Source organism: Serratia sp. CY82433, assembly GCF_052166535.1.
Lineage (GTDB): Bacteria > Pseudomonadota > Gammaproteobacteria > Enterobacterales > Enterobacteriaceae > Serratia > Serratia sarumanii.
In genome coordinates, this window is the sequence record NZ_JBJNOR010000002.1 from 556,137 (window position 1) to 576,196 (window position 20,060).

Below are 20,060 nucleotides of genomic sequence, written 5' to 3' on the forward strand. Positions count from 1 at the left end.
TCCTTATAGAACCAACGGGGCGGCCGAGCGGCCGCCCTCTCTCGTTATTAAAATCAGGCTTTCTCTTCGGAAAGCAGCGCCCACCAGCTGTCGATGGTCGGGTTGCGCGCCAGCGCGATAAAGTCGATATCGCCGCGGATCTTGCGCCAGCGGGTCGCCAGCTCCATGATGCGCACCGAATCCAGGCCATAATCGATCAGGTTCTCATCGTTGCCCATGTCTTCGCTGTCTTCGTCAAGCAGCGGCAGGATCTGCTGACGCAGCGCATCGATGCTGGCGATACCGGCAGCCGGCAACAGAGACGCGGTGGTCACCACCCGGCCGCAGCGGCCGGCGGTGTAGCGCAGCGCCATCAGGTGTTCGTCGCGCGAGAAATCCGCCAGGCCGTCGGCCACCATGAACGGCTGGATATTGCGCATGAAGGCGTCGATGGCGGTGGTCAGGCAGCCGATGTGCGCATACACGCCGCAGATAATCAGCTGATCGCGGCCGGACTCCTGCAGGATCTCCTGCAGCGGCGAGCGGTGGAAGGCGCTGTAGCGCCATTTCACCAGCACCGTGTCGTCTTCGTCCGGCGCCAGCGCGGCGGTCACCGCCTGCTGCTCGGGGTGTTTGTTCAGGCCCGGCCCCCACATGTCGTTCAACAGCGCGCGGTCTTCATCGCTCTGCTGGTTCGGCTGCGCGGTATAGAACACCGGAATGCCCTGCTGTTTGCAGTAGCGGCGCAGGTTGGCGATGTTCTCCACCACCTGTTTAATCAGCGCGCTGTCTTCGCCCCAGAAATTGAGGAAATACTGCTGCATGTCGTGGATCAGCAGCGCGGCGCGCTGCGGTTCTACCTGCCAGGTGACTTTATTTTGCGGCAGTTCGTCCGCCGTCGGCAGCGCGTAGTCATTAAGTTTTGGAATGGCCATCGATTAATCTCCCTGAGCCTGAGTCTGTAGTTGCGCGTCGAGCTGCTGGCGCAGCCGTTTTTTGTCCACTTTGCCGACCGGGGTCAGCGGCAGGCTGTCCACCTGAATAAAGCGATCCGGCAGTTTGAAGTCCGCCACGCCCTGCTCGCGCAGGTGGCGGCGCAGCACCACCGGCTTCAGCGGCGCGTTGGCGATGATATAGGCGCAGCTCTTCTCCCCCATCAGCGCGTCCGGCATCGACACCAGCGCGGCGTTGATCACGTCCGGATGACGCAGCAGCAGGTTCTCGATCTCCTCGGCGGCGATCTTCTCTCCGCCGCGGTTGATCTGATCTTTCTGCCGCCCCTGCACGGTGATGTAGCCGTCTTCGCTGATACTGATCAGATCGCCGGAGCAGTAGAAACCGTCGGCGTCGAAGGCGTCGGCGTTGTGCGCCGGGCTCTGGTAGTAACCGCGGAAGGTATAAGGCCCGCGCGTCATCAACCGGCCGACCTCGCCCGCCGGCAATGGATTGCCGTCGTCATCCGCCACCCACACCTCGTCGTCCGGCGACATTGGCCGCCCTTGCGTCGTCAGGATGTGGCGTTCGTCGTCGTCCAGCCGGGTGTAGTTGACCAACCCTTCAGCCATGCCGAACACCTGCTGCAGTTGGCAGCCGATTTCGTTCTGAATGCGCGCCGCCAGCGTCTCGCCCAGCTTGGCGCCGCCCACCTGCAGCAGTTTCAGGCTGGCGAGTTGGGCATTGCCGCCCCACTCTTCGATCGCCTGCAGCCACAGCGTGACCGCCGGCGGCACCAGCGCCGTCACGTTGATTTGGTGCTGTTCGATCAGATGGAAGCACTGCCCGGCGTCCGGATCGGCGGCGAACACCACCAGCCCGGCGCCATAAAACACGCCCAGCACGCCCGGCGAACTCATCGGGTAGTTGTGCGCCACCGGCAGCGCGCACAGATAGCGGGTCTGCGCGTCGAAACGGCAGATCTCCACGCTGCGGCGAATGCTGTAGTAGTAATCATTGTGGGTGCGCGGGATCAGCTTCGGCGTACCGGTGCTGCCGCCGGAAAGCTGGAAGAACGCCACCTGATCGGCCGCGGAAGGCTGCGCGACAAAACCGTCGCTCGCTTCATCCAGCCAGGCGGCCAGCGCCAGCTCGCCCTCGGGCTGGCTACGCAGCGCCACAACCCGCAGCGAAGGATGCGCATCGCGGAAGGCGTTCAGGAATTGATCGTCGGCAAACAGCCCGTGCTGGCGATCGGCGATCAGCAGCGCCGGTTTGATCTGCTCGGCATAGGCATTCAGCTCGCTGCGCTGATGGCTGAACAGCGCGTTGACCGGCGCCACGCCAATTTTCAGCAGCGCGAAGAACACGATATAAAACTCCGCCACGTTGCCCAGCTGAACCAACGCGGTGTCGCCGGATTTCACGCCGCGGCGCAGCAGAGCGGCCGCCAGGCGATCGGAGCGCTGCTGCAGCTCGCGGTAGGTTAGGCTGCCCTGGGCGTCGATAATCGCCGGGGCGTCGTTGTTGGCCTGGCGGTCGAGGATCTCGGTCAGCGGCTTGTCAGTCCAGTAGCCGCGTTCGCGATAGCGGCTGGCGAACTCCGCCGGCCAGGGGGTAAAGGCAATGCTCATCTTGTCGTTATCCTTGATTCATACCAAAGGCACGCAGAATGGTGCTGAGTTTGGTGCCTGTTTCATGCCATTCAGATTCGGGTGAAGAGTCTTCCACAATGCCGGCGCCGGCGAACAGACGCACCCGGTTGCCGTCAACGGTGCCGCAGCGGATAGTCACTACCCACTCGCCGTTGCCTTCGTCATCGCACCAGCCGACGATGCCGCCAAACAGGCCGCGATCGAACGGCTCCAGCTTGCCGATCAGGGTGTGTGCCTGGGCCGTCGGCATGCCGCACAGCGCCGGCGTCGGGTGCAACAGGCAGGCCAGCGACAGGGCATTTTCGTCTGGAGAGGCCGCCTCGCCGTCGATCGGCGTGGAGAGATGCCACAGCGTGGTGGTGGTCAACAATTCAGGGGTGTGCGGCACGTTCAGGTAGCGGCAGCGGCCGGCCAGCACGTCACGCATGCTTTCGGTGACGATGCGATGCTCGTGGCGATCTTTCGCCGAGGCCATCAGCCGCTCCCCCACTTCGCGATCGCGCTGCGGGTCGGCCTCGCGCCGGGCGGAACCGGCCAGCGGGTTGGAGTAGAAACGGCCGCCGTCCTGGCGCAGCAGCAGCTCCGGGCTGGCGCCCAACAGCGCGCCCTGATCCAGCGGCACGTGGAAGTGGAAACCGTGCGGGTTTTGGGCGATCACGCGCGCCATCAGCGCATGGCGATCCACCGGCCGGCGCGTTTCGATCTCCAGCAGGCGCGACAAGACCACTTTATCCAGCTCACCGGCCTTCATCGCGTCAACGGCATCGCTGACCATGTTCATGAACGGCTGCTGCGGCGGCAGCTCCGTTATGCCAGCCAGCTCCGGCCCCTCTGCCGCCGGCTGAACGCCGGCCATAAAAGCGGCGCGATCGAACCAGCGGCTCTGCTGCGGAATAAACAGCGCCGAAGGCTGCCGGGTATCGAACGGGATAGCGCCGCACAGCAGCGGATTTTTGATACCGGCCTGACGGGCCTCGGCAAACGCCTGCCGCACGCTGCGCTGGAACTCGCCGTTCAGATCGGCGCCGTCCGCGGCCGGCAGGCGAATGCGGCTGAAACATCCGGTGGTGGTCAAGCTGCGGAAAGGGGAGGTAAAGAAGAAGCCCGACGCCGGAGAAAAATCAGCGGCGAACCGGTGTTCTTCGCGCTCCTGCATTTCCTTTCGATTGATGTCGTTCACGGCAGTATCCATCGCTTCGCCCTCAGATTTTGAAGTGATAACCAATATAATAATGATTATCATTTGAGTTAATTCCGCGCTAAATTACTCGCCGATATTTGCCATGTCAATAAACGTAAGCACTTCTTTCATTTCAAAATCATGACATAAACGCTGTGGATTTTACGCATGCCGATGATAAGCATTGCTATTTGATCCCACAGCGTTGTCTTAACGCGTTCGACTACTTTTCTGTGGCGGGCTGCGGCTCCGGTTTGTGCAGCGTCACCTGGCGCAAACCGGTCATGGCGAACAGCAACAGGATGCCGAGCAGCGCCGCGCCGAAACCGAAACCGCTGGCGCTCATCGCCGGCAGCATAAAGGCGCCCATCGCCCCCAGCAGCAACGCGCCCAGCGCATCGCCCACCACGTTCTGCGCCGTCCACAGGCCGTTGATGCGGCCGAGGAAGTTGTCCGGCGTCAGGCTCTGGATCAGGCCGTACTGCAGCAGCGAGTTCAGCGCGCTCAGGTAGCCGAACGCCACCAGGCACAGCAACGCCAGGCTGTACCACGGCATCAGGCCGAACAGGCCAATGGCGGCGAACGCCGCGATCGCCGTCAGCAACATCACCCAACCGGGGCGCGCCACGTGCGCCACGCGCCCGCTGGTGAACGCACCGATGGCGGCGCCGAGCGGCACGGCGGCGTACATATAGCCGAGGTGGGCGGCGTCGATGTGCCAGCTTTCCGCCATCGCCGGGTACAGCACGCGCACCGCGCTGGCCATGGTCAGCAGCGCGCCGATCAGCGCCACCATGCCGATCACCTTATTCTGGAACAGGAAGGCGAAACCGCCCGCCAGCGCGCGCAGCGGGTGTTCACGCGGCTGCGGCGGTGGCATCAGCTGCGGCAGGCTCAGCAGCGGCAGCAGCGTCAGCAGGGTGCCGAACGCCGCCAGGCCGTAGTTCCAGGCAATGCCCATATGGGCGATCACCAGGCCGCCGATCGCCGGAGAAAGGATCGAGCCGAAGCGCACCGTCAGCATGCTGATGGCGCCCGCCTGCACGATGTTTTCGCGGCCCACCAGCGCCGGCGTGGCCGCCAGCAGCGCCGTCACCCCCACCGCGCCGAAGAAGCCGTCCCACACTGCCAGCAGATAAATGGCCGCCAGCGAAGGCGACGGCAACAGGGCGTTGAGGCACAGGCCGACGAAGCCGATGCCGCAGGTGGAGCGCGCGAACAGGATCAGTCGGCGCCGCTCATAGCGATCGGCCAATACGCCCCCCATCAGCAGCCCGGCGAACATGCCGCCGCCGGCCAGCGTCACCGCCAGCCCGACCTGCAGGGTGGAACCGGTCAGCGCCTGGATCTGCACCGGGATGGCGATCGCCATCAGCCCCAGCGCCACAATGGAAATAAAGCGCGCGCAGAATACCGCGCGGAAAGCCCGGTTGGTTTTCAGCAGGCTAAAATCAAGCAGGATGGAGGGTTTGCTACTCATCGGTTTTTCACCACATCGTTAAACGGGGATTCTGCAGTTGCGGGGCGCTATGCTAGCACAGATGGCGAAATCAATAATGATAATAAAACTCATTGATATTCAACCGTGAGCAACCGCAAGAAACGCCGCCACACGCGGGGTCATCCCCGTGCCTGGCGGCGAGATGACGGACGCGATTACAGCGTGCGCAAGATCCGGTTCAGCAGCGGCCCCAGCACTTTGAACGACGCCGGCGAAACGATATCGACATGCGCGCAGTCCAGCTCGTGCGCCTGCAGCGCATCGACGTACTGCGACCAGGTTTGCTGCACGTCCATCCCTTCCTGCAGCGTGCGTTTGGCGACGAACAGCGTCGCCTGGCCGTGGAAACGGGCGGTACGCGTGTGCGACAACAACCGCACCGAGTCGGCGTAGTTGGCTTCAATGTTGTCGAACATCGCGGTGCGCGTCTCGCCCAGCGCCGGATCGAGCGTATCCTGCGACACCGCCAGGAACTGCTCGCGCTCGCGCTGCACCTCCTTCAACACGTTGTCGTCCAGCATCACGTCCCAGTTTTGGGTCTCCGGCGGATAGGTATCCAGCAGGCCGAGGAACGCCACCTGCTCGCCGCGCGCCTGCAGCCGGGCGGCAATGCCCTGCGCCAGCGTGCCGCCCAGCGAGTAGCCGATGAAGTGGTACGGCCCGTGCGGCTGTACCTGCAACACCGTCTGCAGGTGGGCATCCACCACCTGATCCATATCTTCGCTCAGTGCCAGCGGGCCGTCCGGCCGCGGCGACTGGATACCGACCAGCGACCAGTGCTGATCGAGATAGCGCGGCAATACGCTGAACTGCCAAGAGAAACCGGACGCCGGGTGCAGACAGAACAGCGTCGGCCCCTCGGTGACGCGCAGCGGCAATACGCTGTCGAAGCCGCTGCGATCGGCCTCTTCCTGCGTGCGATCTTCCGCTAACAAGACAGCCAACTGCTCGACGCGCGACGCCACCATTACCTGGCCGACGGACACCGCCTTGCCCAGATCGCGGCGCAGCTCCGCCGCCAGCCGCATCGCCAGCAGCGAATGGCCGCCGAGCGCGAAGAAATCGTCATCGGCGAACACCTGCTCGCGCTGCAGCAATCGGGCAAATACCGCCGCGATCTCGCTTTCCAGCCCGGCCTGCGGCGGCCGCCCAGCCTTGCGCTCGCCGCCCTGCGGCTGCGGCAAGGCCTTGCGATCCAGCTTGCCGTTGGCGCTCAGCGGCAAATCGCTCATTTCCACCAGCGCCACCGGCACCATGTGCGGCGGCAGCCGGTCGGCCAGCGCCGCGCGCAGGGCTTCCGCATCCCAGCTCGCGCCAGGCTGCATCACCAGATAGCCCACCAACTGGCGCGCATCGCCGCCAGCGTCCACCGGCGTGCCCTGCAACACCAGCGCGTGCGTCACCGCCTGGCGCACGCCCGGCAGCGACAGCAAGGCGTGGTCGATTTCGCTCAGCTCGATCCGCTGCCCGCGGATCTTCAGCTGATCGTCGCTGCGGCCCAAATATTCCACCGCGCCGTCCGGCAGCCAGCGCGCCACGTCGCCGGTGCGGTACATGCGCCCGCCCTCGCCGAACGGATCGGCGACAAAGCGGCTGGCGGTCAGATCCGGCCGGCCAAGGTAGCCGTGCGCCAGCTGCACGCCGGTCAGATACAGATCGCCCGCCACGCCCGGCGGCACCGGCCGCAGGCGCGCGTCAAGAATGCGCAGTCCGGTGTTCCATACCGGCAGGCCGATCGGCACGTTGGCGCCGGTCACCTTCGCCAGCGCGTCGCCGTGGGCCGGATGCCAGGTCACGTCCACCGCCGCTTCGGTCGGGCCGTAGAGGTTGTGCAGCGGCACCGCCGTGCGGCTTTGCCACAGGCGGCACAGCTCCGCCGGCAGCGCTTCGCCGCTGCAGAACACCTGGCGCAGCGCGGCGCAGCTCGCCACCGCCGCGTCGTCGTCCAGGGCGGCAACGAAAGCCGCCAGCATCGACGGCACGAAGTGCAGCGTGGTAATGCGGTGCTGCGCGATCAGCTGTTGCAGCTGCTGCGGATCGCGGTGCGCCTCCGGCGGCGCCATCACCAGCCGGGCGCCGACCATCAGCGGCCAGAAGAATTCCCATACCGAGACGTCGAAACTGCACGGCGTTTTCTGCAGCACCGCGTCGTCCGCCCCCAGCGGATACTGGTGCTGCATCCACAGCAAGCGGTTGACGATCGCCTGATGGCCGACCAGCACACCTTTCGGGCGCCCGGTGGAGCCGGAAGTAAAGATGATATAGGCCGCATGGTTCGGCGTCGGGCTCGCGATCGCCACCCCGGCGGCGTGATCGGCCGGCAGCGGCGCGTCATACAGCAAAATTTCGCCCTTGTCGGCGAACCGCGCCTGCTGCGCCGGGTTGGTGATGACCAGCCGGGGCGCGGCGTCTTCCAGCATCATCGCCAGCCGCTCGTCCGGATAACCGGTGTCCAACGGCAGATAGGCGGCGCCCGCTTCCACGATCGCCATCAACGCCAGCGACAGGAACACCGAACGCGGCAGCGCCACCGCCACGATGTCGCCCGGCCGCACGCCCTGCGCAACCAGCTCGCGCGCCAGCGCCATGACCTGCTCGCGCGTTTCGCGGTAGGTGAAATTGAAATGCGCATCCGCCAGCGCCGGCGCGTCCGGCGTGGTTTGCGCCTGCTGCGCCAGCAACTGGCTCAGCGTGGTCGCCGGCACCGGGTGCGCCGTGTCGTTGACCCGCGCCAGCAGCGCATGATCGTCGGCGGTCAGCATATCGGCTTCGCCGATCGGCAACGTTGCCTGCGCGGCGAACTGCGCCAGCAGCAGCGGCAGCCGCTGCAGGTGCGCCTGCAGTTCCTGGCGGCCGTAACGCTCGGCGTTGGCCAGCAGCTCAACCTTCAACTGATGGTGTTCGTCGATAAACAGCGCAATCTCCAGATCGCGCACCGGCCCGGAGGCCAGATCGTGAGTGATGCCTTCGATACCGGCGAAATCCAGCTGGTAATCGAACATTTTGAAGTTGAAGACCGTGCCGTACAGCGGTTCGCCGTCGCCGATGCGCCCCAGATCGCGCTGCACCTGTTCGGCGTCGTAGCGCTGATGGCGGCGCACCGTTTTCAGCTCGCGGCTGATGCGGGCGGCGGCCTCATACAGCGTGGCCTGCGGCTCGAGATGCATCTCCATCGGCAGCACGTTGATCACCGGCCCGGCGGCGCACAGGGCGGCCGATCCGGTACGGCGCATGAAGATAAAACCGGCGCTGAAACTCGGTTGGCCGCTCAGGCGCGATACCCACAGCGCCACCAGCGCCACCGCCATATCGGCGGCGTTCAGCTTCTGCTGCGCGCCGCACTGCACCAGTTCGGCGAAAGCCTGCGGATCGCAGCGCTGTTCCAGCCGGTGGATGCGCGGCGTGGGGGTTTGCCCGGCCAGCGGCTGCGGGCAGAGCGTGGCCGGCGGCGGCAACTGCCGCGCTTTTTCGAGCCAGAAATCGGCGTCGCGCTGCCAGGCCGGCGCCTCCCGGTAAGCCTGGTATTCCGCCACCACGTCGCTGAACGCCGTGAAAGGCGTCGGTTCCAGCGCGTCGCCGCGGCAAATATGGGTGTAAATCGCCGCCACGCGGCGAGCGATGGCGGTGAAGCTGAAACCGTCCACCAGCAGATGGTGATAGCGCTGATACCAGAACCAGCGGTTATCCGCCAGGCGCATCACCACATGGCGATACAGCGGTGCGCCGCTGCCGGCGCGCAGATCGCTCGCCAGATCGATGTCCATCAGCGCGCGCGCGGCGGCTTCGGGATCCGGCGACGTCGTCAGATCGACAAGTTCCGGCTCGTGCACCGCCAGCGCGTCATCCAGCCATTGCACCGGCACGCCGTCGCGTTCCGCAAAACGCAGGCGCAGCATGTCCACCTCGCCCAGGCCCTGGATGATGGCCTGCAGCAGAGGCTCTACGGCAATGGGGCCGTTGAGTTCGATGGCGTGGGCCACCGCGTAGGCATTGCGATGCGGGGAGATTTGATCGGCGACCCAGATGCCGGGTTGCGCCGCGACCAGCGGCCATTCGCCCGCAAGCGCCGGGCCGCTGAGAGAGTTAGGGGTGTGTGACACTGCTTATTGCTCCCGTGATTACCTGGCGCCGGTCACGCCTTGCTTGCTGCGACCGGCAGAATGTCTTGCCAATGCTGTTCCAGCCACTCGGTGCACGCGGTGCGCGCCGCCGGGCCGAAGACGATCGTCCAATCGGACGGAATGGCGCGGAAATCCGGCCACAAACTGTATTGTTGTTGTACGTTGCGCAGCACCAGGCTGCGCTGCTGTTGATCATCGAACGGATTCAGGCTTTCCATCATGTGTTCCTCGTGCCGTCGCCGATGCCGGATAAGCGGTGGCGAAAGCGGAGGCCCAGACCGCCTGCAGCCCGTCGGTCAGGCCGCTGCGCCAGCACAACGCGTCGTGCCCGCCTTCCACCACCCGGTAGTGCACCCGATGGCCGGCGTCGCTCAGGCGAGCCGCCATTTCGCCGCTGACCCGATGCACCAGCTTTTCCTGCGAACCGGCTTCCATAAATACCTTCAGCGCACCGTGGTTGCCCAGGCCATGCCGTTCCACCTGCTGCATCAGCCAGCAGGCGTCGTCGGGGATGCTCGGCAGCTGCAGCATGTCGCGCCGCGGCCACCAGTAGGAACCGGACTGGGTAATTACCGCGCCGAAGCACTGCGGCCAGCGCAGCCCGGCATACAGGGAAGCCAGGCCGCCAAAGCTTTGCCCCGCCACCACCGTATCGGCCGGTTTGTCGCTGTGCGGCGCCCAGTCGGCCAGCTGCGGCATCAGTTCTTCCTGCACCGCCAGCCAGAAATCGTCCTTGCAGGTTAATTCTCGCGCCCGGTGCGGCAGATCGATGATGTCGATCAACACATACACCGCTTCCGGCAACGCTCCCTCGCGGGTCAGCTGCATCAGCGGCTCCCAGACCGGCATCTGCTTCGCCCAGAACTGACCGTCGAGCAGGATTGCCAACGGACGCTCGGCCGGCTTGCTGTCGCCGGTGGTGTAGATCCAAACGTCGCGGCTGTTGCCCAGGCGCTCGCTCTGCCAGGTATGGCGCTGCAAACGCGCCGGCAGCGGCGGCGTGCAGCGCCCGCTGGCGATCTCATACTCGTCGAACGAACGCCATACCGGCTGCGGCGGCGCATCCGGCATGTGCAGGCCGGAGACGCTGTGGCCGCTGGCGCTTTGCCAGGAGCGATACGGGTTGAGCAGATCGGGGGTGGCGCTGGCGAACACCTGGTGCCACCAGTGGCGCAGGTTGTGCATGTTGGCGTGCGCATCGTCGCCGCTGAACGCCGGCGGCCGCTCGTCAAAGCAGGGAATAAAGCAGTAGCTGCCGCGCCAGGCGCCGCTCAGCTCGGTCTGCCAGTACCACACGTCGGTGCCGGCCAAACGCTGCAGGCTTTGCGGCGGATTCGGCTGGTGATGGTCGGTCAGGCAGTTGATGTTGATCCACACGCGGCGGTAGGCGGAGGTCAATTCGCATCCCTGAGGATCGCGCCAGAAAAAGGTGGTTCGCCAGCGGCCATTACCCGCCGGTTCTACCCATGGCGTACCGCGCCGTGCCACCGTCAACCACCATCCTGGACTACCCGCATTGCTGCTGGCCAATAATCTGCTGCTTTCTGACTGTAGTTCTGTATTCACAACGCCTACCCATTTTGTAGTTGGCGGCACCGGGAACGTCGACTTTTCCCTATCGCCGGCCACCGCCCGAACGCACTGTACGCCAAATACTATTGATAATAATTTGCATTTGCAATAGTGTGTAAGGCTTGGAGATCGTGCTGGTATTGCGCGCAACGGACAGGGATCGGGGATATATCAATGGCATCCCTTGCCGCAGCCGATTTTCTATTTCCGACTACACAAAAACTACAACCGCCCTTCCCCCCGTTCGGCGAGGGATGGCAGCAAGGTAGGACACTCAAATGAAAAGCAAGCTATCACGTTATTCTTTAGCCACTCTTATCGGCTTGGGATTGGGCGCGTCCGCGTTCGCCAACGCCGCGCAGCAGACCGATACCCCCACCACGGAAGAAAACAGCGGCGCCGCGGATAAAAAGCCGCGCGGCGAAGACACCATCGTCGTGACCGCCGCCCGGCAGAACCTGCAGGCGCCTGGGGTGTCCACCATCACCGCCGATGAGATCAAGAAACGCCCGCCGGCGCGCGACATCAGCGAACTGATCCGCACCATGCCCGGTGTTAACCTGACCGGCAACTCCACCAGCGGCCAGCGCGGCAACAACCGCCAGATCGATATCCGCGGCATGGGCCCGGAAAACACCCTGATTCTGATCGACGGCAAACCGGCCTCCAGCCGCAACTCGGTGCGTCAGGGCTGGCGCGGCGAGCGCGACTCGCGCGGCGATACCGCCTGGGTGCCGCCGGAAATGATCGAGCGCATCGAAGTGCTGCGCGGCCCTGCCGCGGCGCGCTACGGCAACGGCGCCGCGGGCGGCGTGGTCAACATCATCACCAAGAAGGCCGGCGATGCGCTGCACGGCTCGCTGAACGGCTACTTCAACGTGCCGCAGCACAAGCAGGAAGGCGCCACCAAACGCACCGACTTCAGCCTGTCCGGCCCACTGAGCGATTCCCTGAGCTTCCGTCTGTTCGGCGGCTACAGCAAAACGCAGGCCGACGCCTGGGACATTAACGAATCGCATAAGTCCGAACGCGTCGGCGCCTACGCCAACAGCGTCCCGGCCGGGCGCGAAGGGGTGGTCGATAAAAATATCGACGCCTTGCTGCACTGGGACTTCGCCCATCTGCAGTCGCTGGAGTTCGAGTACGCTTACGGCCGCCAGGGCAACCTGTACGCCGGCGATACCCAGAACACCAACACCAACGCCCTGGTGCAGAGCAACTACGGCGAAGAGACCAACCGCATCTACCGTGAAACCTTCGGCCTGACCCACCGCGGCGCCTGGGACAACGGCGTGAGCACCAACAACTACGTGCAGTTTGAGCGCACCCGCAACACCCGCCTGAACGAAGGGCTGGCCGGCGGCACCGAAGGCATCTTCGACACCAAAAACACCGGCTTCGGCACCACCAAGCTGGACGACTTCCTGGCGCACAGCGAAGTCAGCGTGCCGTTTGAACTGGGCGTTGCCCAGACCGCCACGCTGGGTACCGAGTGGACCCAGCAGCGGATGAAGGACGGCACCTCCACCAGTCAAACGCTGATGGGCGGCACCATTCCCGGCATGACTAACGGTACGCGCAGCCCTTATGCTTCCGCGCATATCTTCTCGCTGTTCGCCGAAGACAACATTGAACTGACCGACACCACCATGCTGACGCCGGGCCTGCGCTACGATCTGCATTCGGAATCCGGCAATAACTGGAGCCCGGCGCTGAACCTGTCGCAGGAACTGGGCGACTACTTCACGCTGAAGATGGGCATCGCGCGTTCCTACAAAGCGCCGACGCTGTTCCAGACCAACGGCAACTATCTGCTGTACAGCAAAGGTCAGGGATGTGCCGGCAGCGATACCAAAAACGGCTGCTACCTGCTGGGCAACGACGATCTGAAGGCGGAGACCAGCGTCAACAAAGAGATCGGGCTGGAATTCCATAACGAAGGCTGGCTGGCCGGCGTGACCTACTTCCGCAACGATTACCACAACAAGATTGAGGCGGGTAACTCTCGCATCGCCACCAGCAGCACCGGCACGGCGGTCTATCAGTGGGAAAACGTGCCGAAAGCGGTGGTGCAAGGGCTGGAAGGCTCGCTGAACGTGCCGGTCAGCGAGACCGTCACCTGGAGCAACAACGCCACCTACATGATCGAGAACAAGAACAAGACCACCGGCGATTACCTGTCGGTGATCCCGAAGTTCACCGTCAACTCGACCCTCAGCTGGCAGGCCACGCAGGATCTGTCGATGCAGTCCACCCTGACCTGGTACGGCCGTCAGAAGCCGAAGAAGTACAACTACCAGGGTAAACCGGCCACCGGCGGCGAAACCCGCGAGGTCAGCCCTTATGCCGTCGTCGGCGCCAGCGCGACCTATGACCTGACCAAAAACGTCAGCCTCACCGCCGGCATCGATAACCTGTTCGACAAACGCCAGTTCCGCGCCGGCAACGCGCAGAACGTGGGCGATCCGAACACCGGCGCGATCAACATCGCCGGTGCAGGCGCGGCCACCTACAACGAACCGGGCCGCACCTACTACATGAGCATCAACACCCACTTCTGATGACATGACCCAATGACAAAGGGGCGCCGCGGCGCCCCTTTTTTATATTTATATTCAGTTAGTTGGTGTGCAGCTGAATACGCACCACGCTTTCCGGCTTGCCGGCCTTGGTGGAAGCGCCGTCGTTTTTCACCGTCACGAACAGCGCGTCGCCTTTCGGATCCAACGCCAGGCTGTTAGGGTGCGGCGGCAGATCTACGGTTTGCAGGCGCTTGAGCGTCTTGGCGTCGAACACCGTCAGCGTCCCGGCGCCGTGATCCACGCGCACGCCTTTGCGGTTGGCGACGTACAGCCGCTGGCTGCGCTCGTCGAGCAGCAGGCCGATCGGCACCTCATCCGTCAGCTCGCTGGCCAGTACCTTGCCGCTGTCCGCATCCAGCGCGAATACCCGGTGGCCGCTGCTGCGCTTCACGTAGTCGTGCCCCAGATGATGATTGCGGTAGTTATCGCGATCGATACCCTGATCGACACCCAGCAGACGATTGCTCGCCGGATCATACACCAGATTCAGCAGCTGATCGGCCTGCACTTCGTGGGTGGCGGTGATCGCCAGCGTGTCGGCGTTCAGGGTGATCACCTGCCCCTGCATGTTGGAGACGAATACCCGGCGGCCCTTCTCATCCAATGTGATACCCACCGCGTTGTAGCCGAAGCCCGGGATCACTTTCTCCAGCTTGCCGGCCTTGGTATCGACCACGTACAGCACGCTGTCGACGCCAAAGCCCAGCCCCGGCAGGAACAGGCGGCCGCTTTGCGCGTCATACTTGATCTCGCGAATGCGGTACAGGTAGTCCTCGGTGATTTTGAACTTCTTCAACTCCGCCAGCAGGAAGTCCAGGCGCTTGCCGCTGATGCCCGCCTGCTTGTAGGCCTGCTCCAGCACCGCTTTGTCCAGCAGCTTGATGCTGCCCAGCGCGTGGTTGGTGGTGGTGTCCACCACCCCGACTTCGCCGTTGAAGCCCTGAGTCAGGTACAGGCGATTGCCCGCATCGTTCAGCGCCACGCCGAAGCCTTTCACCTGCAGCGGGATCTCCGCCTTGATCGCCAGGGTGTTGGGATCCAGCCGCAGCACACGGGAGCGCGCCTCTTCCTTCCAGTCCGGCGCGCTGACGAACAGCGCCTGTTGCGAGGTGCTGTAGGCCATCTCCACCACCGCCGACGACAGCGCCTCGCGCTTGATGTCCTGCGGTTTGATGCCGGCATCGTCGGCCTGCGCAGCGCCGGCGACCACCAGAGAGGCCGCCACCAGCAGCGAAAGTAACGCGCGCGGGGTTGCTAGGGTTCCAGACATCCTTTTATCTCCTTGAAAATCATGCTTTCGGTTAGAGTGAAACAACGTCATGCCTGCGGCCCGGGCGGCAGCGCCGCCAGAGCGATATCGCCAGCGATGTGCTGCGCAAACTGGGTAAAGACGTGCTGAACGCCGTCGGCGATCAGATTGGCCTGCTCCCGGCTGTAGTGATCCTGGCGGTAGGTCATCATCACCCGCAGGGATTTCGCCCCGGCCAGATCGTCTTCCATCACCTCAAACTGCAGGCCGAGCAGCGACTCGGCTTTTTCCGGCTCCACCTGGCGGTAGGCGATCGCGCTGCCGTCCTGCAGCCGGAACTCGCCGTTCAGCTTGATGCGGCTGTGGATCTGGATAAACACTTCGAACATGTGGTTCTTGCGGTCGGCGTCCACGCCGAACAACCCTTCCTCCACCAGATCGATTGGAATATCGGTGTACGGCAGCGAGCCGTTGATGGTGTTTTTCACCTGGCTGACCAACCCGGCCACCGTCAGCCCCTCGTCGAAGCGCACGCGGTGCACCACCACGGTGGTGAAGTAGCCGACGGTATCGAAGAACTCGGCGTCGTTACGGCCGGAGGTCGAGGTGCCCACCAACAGATCCGCCGGGCCGCCAAGCAGGTGCAGCGCCGAGGTAATCCCGGCATACACCACGTTGAACAGCGAAGCGTTGTTGCGGCGGGCGAGCTGATACAGGCCTTCCGCCACGGCGGGATCGACCTCGAACTCCAGCCAGCCGCCGTTGACGTCCGCCGGTGCCGGCACCGCCGGGTGGGTGGATGGCTCTTGCCGGAAGATCGGCTGGCCGACCGGCGCGCCGCGCAGCGCGTCGAGCCAGTAGTCCAGATGTTGCTGCTGCACCCCGGAGGCCCGCTGCTGCCGGGCGAAGGTGTGGAACTGCGGCGGCTGCCCGCTCCACTGCGGCGCCTGGCCGACGACGCGATGGCGGTAGGCGACGCCCAATTCATCCATCATCAGGTTGAGCGACCATTCATCCAGCACCACATGGTGGAACAGCAGCGACAGCAGTTGCTGACCGTTGTCCGCATCGCGCAGCAGCGTGACGCGCAGCGGCAGCTCGGCGGCCAGATCGAACCGGTGCTGGCCGGCGTCGGCCAACAGGGCGGCGGCGTTGCCCGCCGGCGTCTCGTGGGAGAAGCGGAACCACTGGTACTCCGGCAGCTCGGCGGCCGGCACCACCACCTGCACCACCGCGCCCTGCTGCTCGACGAAGCGTGAACGCAGCACGGTATGGCGAGTCATGACGTCGATAAACGCCTGACGCAGCGCCGTTTCATCCACCGCATCGAAGAAGCGCAGAGAGAACGGCAGGTTGAAAATCTCGTCATGGCCGAAGGCTTCATACACCTTCCACAGCGATTCCTGAGCCAGCGACAGCGGTGCCTGCGCCCGATCATGATCGTCGGCGGTGGCCACCGCGGCATTCGGCTGCGCAACGTTCAGGCGTTTGGCATAACCCGCCAACCCGCGCGCCGTCGGATGGCTGAACAGGTCGTTAATGTTGATTTCGATCTGATGCAGGCTCAGCAAACGGCCGATCACCCGGGTGGCCACCAGCGAATGGCCGCCGCGATCGAAGAAGTCTTCATCCAGGGTCATTTCCGGCGCCACCAGCGCCTCACGGAACTCCTGCAAAATCAGCGGTGCAACGCTTTCGTCCGCGTCGCCGTTCGCCGCCGGCGCGGCCATCGCCGGGGAAACGGACTCAGCCGCCGGCAATGCGACGGCAATCCGCTGCCCGGCCAGGAAGGCGCTGAACTGCTCCAGCAGGAAAGGCGCCACATGCGGAGAGAGGCGCGGATCGGTGACCAACTCGAGCGTCAGCGCTTCCGCCTCCGGCAACCCCAGCAGCAGCGCCAGCTCAAACGGCGTATGCAGCGGCGGCAGCAACAGGCGTTCGGCGTGAACGCCTTCCAGCCGCCACTCTGCGGCCAGATCGTCGCGCCAGGCCACCAGCAGCTGCGCCCGTTGCGGGTCCGGCTGTTCAGCCACGGTTTGCGCCAGCAGCCGCTGCCCGATGTCGCCCTCGCCATGCTGCACGGTCAGGCGCATCAGCGGCGGCGCCGTCAGGCCCAGCTCCAGGCCGACGCACTCTGCCGTATCCGCCGCCGGCACGCACAGCTGCACCGCTTGGCCGCCGGCCTGCGCGGCGACGAACTCGGCAAACCGCGCCGCCACCGCCGCCAGCAGCGCCCGCGGCGTGTCGTTGGCGGGCAACAGCGAGCGCGCAATGCGCGTGACCACGCGCGCGCCCACCGGCGGTAAGGCTTCAGCGCGCTGCGCCGGGCTGCGATAATCCTGCAGTGAGACCGCCTGGCGCACCCACGGCAGCTGCGGCTCCGGAGTTTCCGCCAGCTCGACCGGCTCCGCCGCGAAAGGCAGAGGCATCGCGTCCCCGTTATAACGGGCGGACAGCATCGCCGGCAGATGACGCCACGGCAGCGTTTCCGCCAGGATGTCATGCAAGACCACGCCCAAAATCACGTTATCGCCCGGCGTGAGCAACACCAGGCAGCGCAGCGGCGCTTCGCTTTCCAGTACAAACGGCGTTGCCTGCGCTTGCAGCAGGCGACAAATGGCCTGTTGTTCGTCCGCCACCTGACGAAGGCTCAACGGCAACGGCGCCGAGCCGGCGGGGCGTTTCACCAGGCCGTTTTCGTCATCAAAAACGTAGCGCACGTCCACGCCCGGCGTTTCCCGCACCAGCGCCTGCAGCGCCGCCGTCAATTGGGCGATATCCACATCCCCCGTCAAACGCCAGGCCAACGCCCGCTGCCCGCGTGCGTCACCCTGCTGCAGATGGGCAAACCATGCCCGTTCTTCGGCTTCGCTTACCGGCCGCTCGCCGCTCGCCGACGCCGCGCCCAGCGCCTGAAACGCGCTCTCCAGCCGCTGGGCCTCTTCATCGCTCAGAATGCTGTCAAAATCACCGATCACTGCGTTATCTCCTCTGCCCGGCCGTGCCGGGATAGCGCATAAAACGGGGGACATTCGTCCCCCGTCATCACGATAGCGTTAGAAATTCAGCTCAACTGCCGCGCCGACCATGCGCGGGCGCTGCTGCGTCGCGGTGTAGATGTCGTTGCCACCAACCATAATGCGGCGCTCGGAGTCGAACAGGTTTTGCGCAAACAGCGTGGCGCGCCCATAGGCGAAGGTGTAGGCCAGTTGGGCGTTAGCCGACCAGTAGGAACCTATGCGCCCGCGCGAATCATTGTCATACGCCGAGTAATAGGAGTCCGAGAACGCCACGTTAGTGCTCACTTCCCACCCTTTCAGGAACTGATATTTGGCGCCCATGTTGGCGGTGTAAGCCGGCGCGCGTCCCAATTCATGCCCTTCCACGCCGCTGCCCGAGAACTTTTTGATCTTGGTTTTCAGCAGACCAACGTTACCGAACAGCTCGAAGTCCCAACGCGGCTGCCAAGTGGCGCCGATTTCCGCGCCGTAGGTTTCCACCTTGTCGGCGTTACGGATCACGCTGGAGTTTTCACCCAAGTAATAAGGCAGCTGCATGTCTTTGTAATCGTTGTAGAACACGTTGCTGGTCAGCACCACGTTGGCGTCTTTCAGATGATGACGGGTGTACAGCTCATAGTTCCAGACATACTCGGAACCGTAGGTGTAACTGACGATCGGGCTGCTGAGAGTAATGCCCGCGCCGCCGGCGTTATAACCGCGCGCGATCTTGGCACCGTAGGTTTGAGTGTCCGTCGGTTTCCAGGCCACGTCCAACTTCGGCAGGAACACGGTGTAGGTTTCATCGAAGTCGATGCGCACCGCCTGGCTGCCACCGTTGCGTTGGCGATGTTCGCGTTCCAGACGGCTGGCGGCAGTCACGTCCACCTGCGGCGTCAGCGCATAGGTCAACTCAGCGAAGGCCGAGTTAGTGTCGGTTTTATCTTTAAACGTCGCGCCGCCGAAGATATTGACGAACTCATCCTGCTTGGCGTGAAAATAACGCAGCCCCGCCAGCCCGTGCAGGCGACTGTCCGCGCCGCCGAAGCGCACCACCGGCTCCACGTGCACCTCTTTGCCGCCGATGTCGGCGTACGGCAGCTTATAAGCCGTGGCACGGTTAATGTTGAAATCGGTATAGATAACGCGGTTTTCCAACGCCAGGCCATCGGAGGCCTCCCAGGCCAGATCCCAGATACCGCTGTTCACATTGCTTTTGAACACCGGCCGGCGGATGTCGTGACGCGCACTCGCAGGATGCGGTTGCGGGTTGAGGCTTTCGTTTTGCGGCGCGGAGCTGCCGAAGTGGTTAAAGGTCAGTTTGGTGGTCAGATCGCGCAAACCGGCCGGATTGAACAGCAGCTTGGCGCGGGCGGTGGTGGCTTCCACTTCGCGCGGATCGCCCACTGGCTCATAGGCCGGCAGGTCAGCATCGCTGCGGCGGCGCTGGCGATCGACGCTGACGCGAAACGCCAGCTGATCTTCCACCAGCGGGCCGGACGCCATGGCCGCCAACTGTGAAGAGTGCTGATTGCCAGCCCCGCCCTTGAAGGCGCTTTCCCATTCGAAGGTCGGATCTTTACTGGCCATGACGATGGCACCGGCGATGGCGTTACGCCCCTGAATATAACTTTGTGGGCCGCGGAACACTTCAACGCGATCCAGATCCCACAGCGATTGCGGTCCGTAGGCTTGTTCGTTATAGGTTAGCGAACGGCCGTCCAACGACAGATTGAGGCGTGGGCGGGTGCCGCTGAGGAAAGCGCCAGCACCGGTGGTCGGGCCGGAGCCGTCAACGCCACGCACGGTTGGCAGATCGTTGCCGATGCCGACATCCACTACGTTGGGGGTCATGCGCAGCAAATCGGGAACCTGTGTCGCATTAGGCATCGAGGCGATGCGGTTGCTGTCGAACACTTCGACGCTGGAACCAGTGTCAAAAATGGAACGTTTGATCTTCTCACCGGTAACCAGCAGCGTTTCCGCGTCCTGGTAGGTTTCGTTGCTCTTCGTTTCCGCCGCGTTGACGTTACCGATCGCCAGTGAACAAACCCCTAAAAATACGGAGGAAAACGCCCCAATGGCTTTCATCCCCGCTTTTTCCCCGTTTCCTACGCTTTCATGCCGTTGAGCCGCAAAATGCTTGCCCATAGATGTCTTCTCCTTTCATCCCAGAGGTGCACAAAATTTGATTTTTTTTACACAACCTACATCGACACTCACACAGACCATGACGCTGCGGCCTTCCCGGCCTTGCTGTTGCTTATCCCTGCGGCAAACCCATGTTTT

General features: G+C 63.9%; 11 protein-coding genes. 1 reads left to right on the forward strand and 10 read right to left on the reverse strand.

What is annotated here, in order from left to right; all coding sequences use genetic code 11:
- Nucleotides 1-53 precede the first annotated feature (53 nt).
- The 7 genes from ACJ8PI_RS16215 to fes all read right to left on the reverse strand — a co-directional run bounded on the left by ACJ8PI_RS16215 (nt 54) and on the right by fes (nt 10,935).
- Complete coding sequence (locus tag ACJ8PI_RS16215; protein ID WP_004930014.1) at nt 54-914, reverse strand: isochorismatase; 861 nt, start codon at nt 912-914, stop codon at nt 54-56.
- Nucleotides 915-917: 3 nt separating this feature from the next.
- A complete protein-coding gene (locus ACJ8PI_RS16220) occupies nt 918-2,546 on the reverse strand; it encodes a (2,3-dihydroxybenzoyl)adenylate synthase (RefSeq protein WP_060439179.1) in 1,629 nt (542 codons plus the stop codon).
- Nucleotides 2,547-2,553: 7 nt separating this feature from the next.
- A complete protein-coding gene (locus ACJ8PI_RS16225; protein ID WP_060439180.1) occupies nt 2,554-3,759 on the reverse strand; it encodes an isochorismate synthase in 1,206 nt (401 codons plus the stop codon).
- Nucleotides 3,760-3,970: 211 nt separating this feature from the next.
- Nucleotides 3,971-5,227: an enterobactin transporter EntS gene (gene entS, locus ACJ8PI_RS16230; RefSeq protein ID WP_033649954.1), complete on the reverse strand. Its 1,257-nt coding sequence runs from the start codon at nt 5,225-5,227 to the stop codon at nt 3,971-3,973.
- 176 nt (nt 5,228-5,403) lie between these two features.
- Entirely contained in the window at nt 5,404-9,348 is a 3,945-nt protein-coding gene (locus tag ACJ8PI_RS16235) for an enterobactin synthase subunit F (protein WP_060439181.1), read from the reverse strand.
- A 32-nt stretch (nt 9,349-9,380) separates the two neighbouring features.
- Nucleotides 9,381-9,587 (reverse strand): MbtH family protein, encoded by a 207-nt coding sequence (locus ACJ8PI_RS16240; RefSeq protein WP_033636748.1) that lies wholly within the window; start codon nt 9,585-9,587, stop codon nt 9,381-9,383.
- Nucleotides 9,562-10,935: an enterochelin esterase gene (gene fes, locus ACJ8PI_RS16245; RefSeq protein ID WP_072264937.1), complete on the reverse strand. Its 1,374-nt coding sequence runs from the start codon at nt 10,933-10,935 to the stop codon at nt 9,562-9,564. Before fes ends, ACJ8PI_RS16240 begins: the two co-directional genes overlap by 26 nt.
- A gap of 284 nt (nt 10,936-11,219) precedes the next feature.
- Between fes and ACJ8PI_RS16250 the strand changes: the two genes are divergently transcribed.
- Nucleotides 11,220-13,502 carry a TonB-dependent siderophore receptor gene (locus ACJ8PI_RS16250; protein WP_060439182.1) on the forward strand — a complete coding sequence of 761 codons (2,283 nt, stop codon included), beginning with the start codon at nt 11,220-11,222 and terminating at the stop codon, nt 13,500-13,502.
- Nucleotides 13,503-13,560: 58 nt separating this feature from the next.
- Here the strand turns inward: ACJ8PI_RS16250 and ACJ8PI_RS16255 are convergent, their stop codons facing one another.
- The 3 genes from ACJ8PI_RS16255 to ACJ8PI_RS16265 form a co-directional block, all read right to left on the reverse strand.
- On the reverse strand, nt 13,561-14,793 hold the full coding sequence (locus tag ACJ8PI_RS16255; RefSeq protein WP_033636746.1) for a YncE family protein: 1,233 nt from the start codon (nt 14,791-14,793) through the stop codon (nt 13,561-13,563).
- A 47-nt stretch (nt 14,794-14,840) separates the two neighbouring features.
- Nucleotides 14,841-17,750, reverse strand: coding sequence for a condensation domain-containing protein (locus ACJ8PI_RS16260; RefSeq protein ID WP_060439183.1), 2,910 nt, complete (start codon nt 17,748-17,750; stop codon nt 14,841-14,843).
- A 78-nt stretch (nt 17,751-17,828) separates the two neighbouring features.
- A complete protein-coding gene (locus tag ACJ8PI_RS16265; RefSeq protein WP_033655147.1) occupies nt 17,829-19,922 on the reverse strand; it encodes a TonB-dependent receptor in 2,094 nt (697 codons plus the stop codon).
- Between the last annotated feature and the right edge of the window lie 138 nt (nt 19,923-20,060).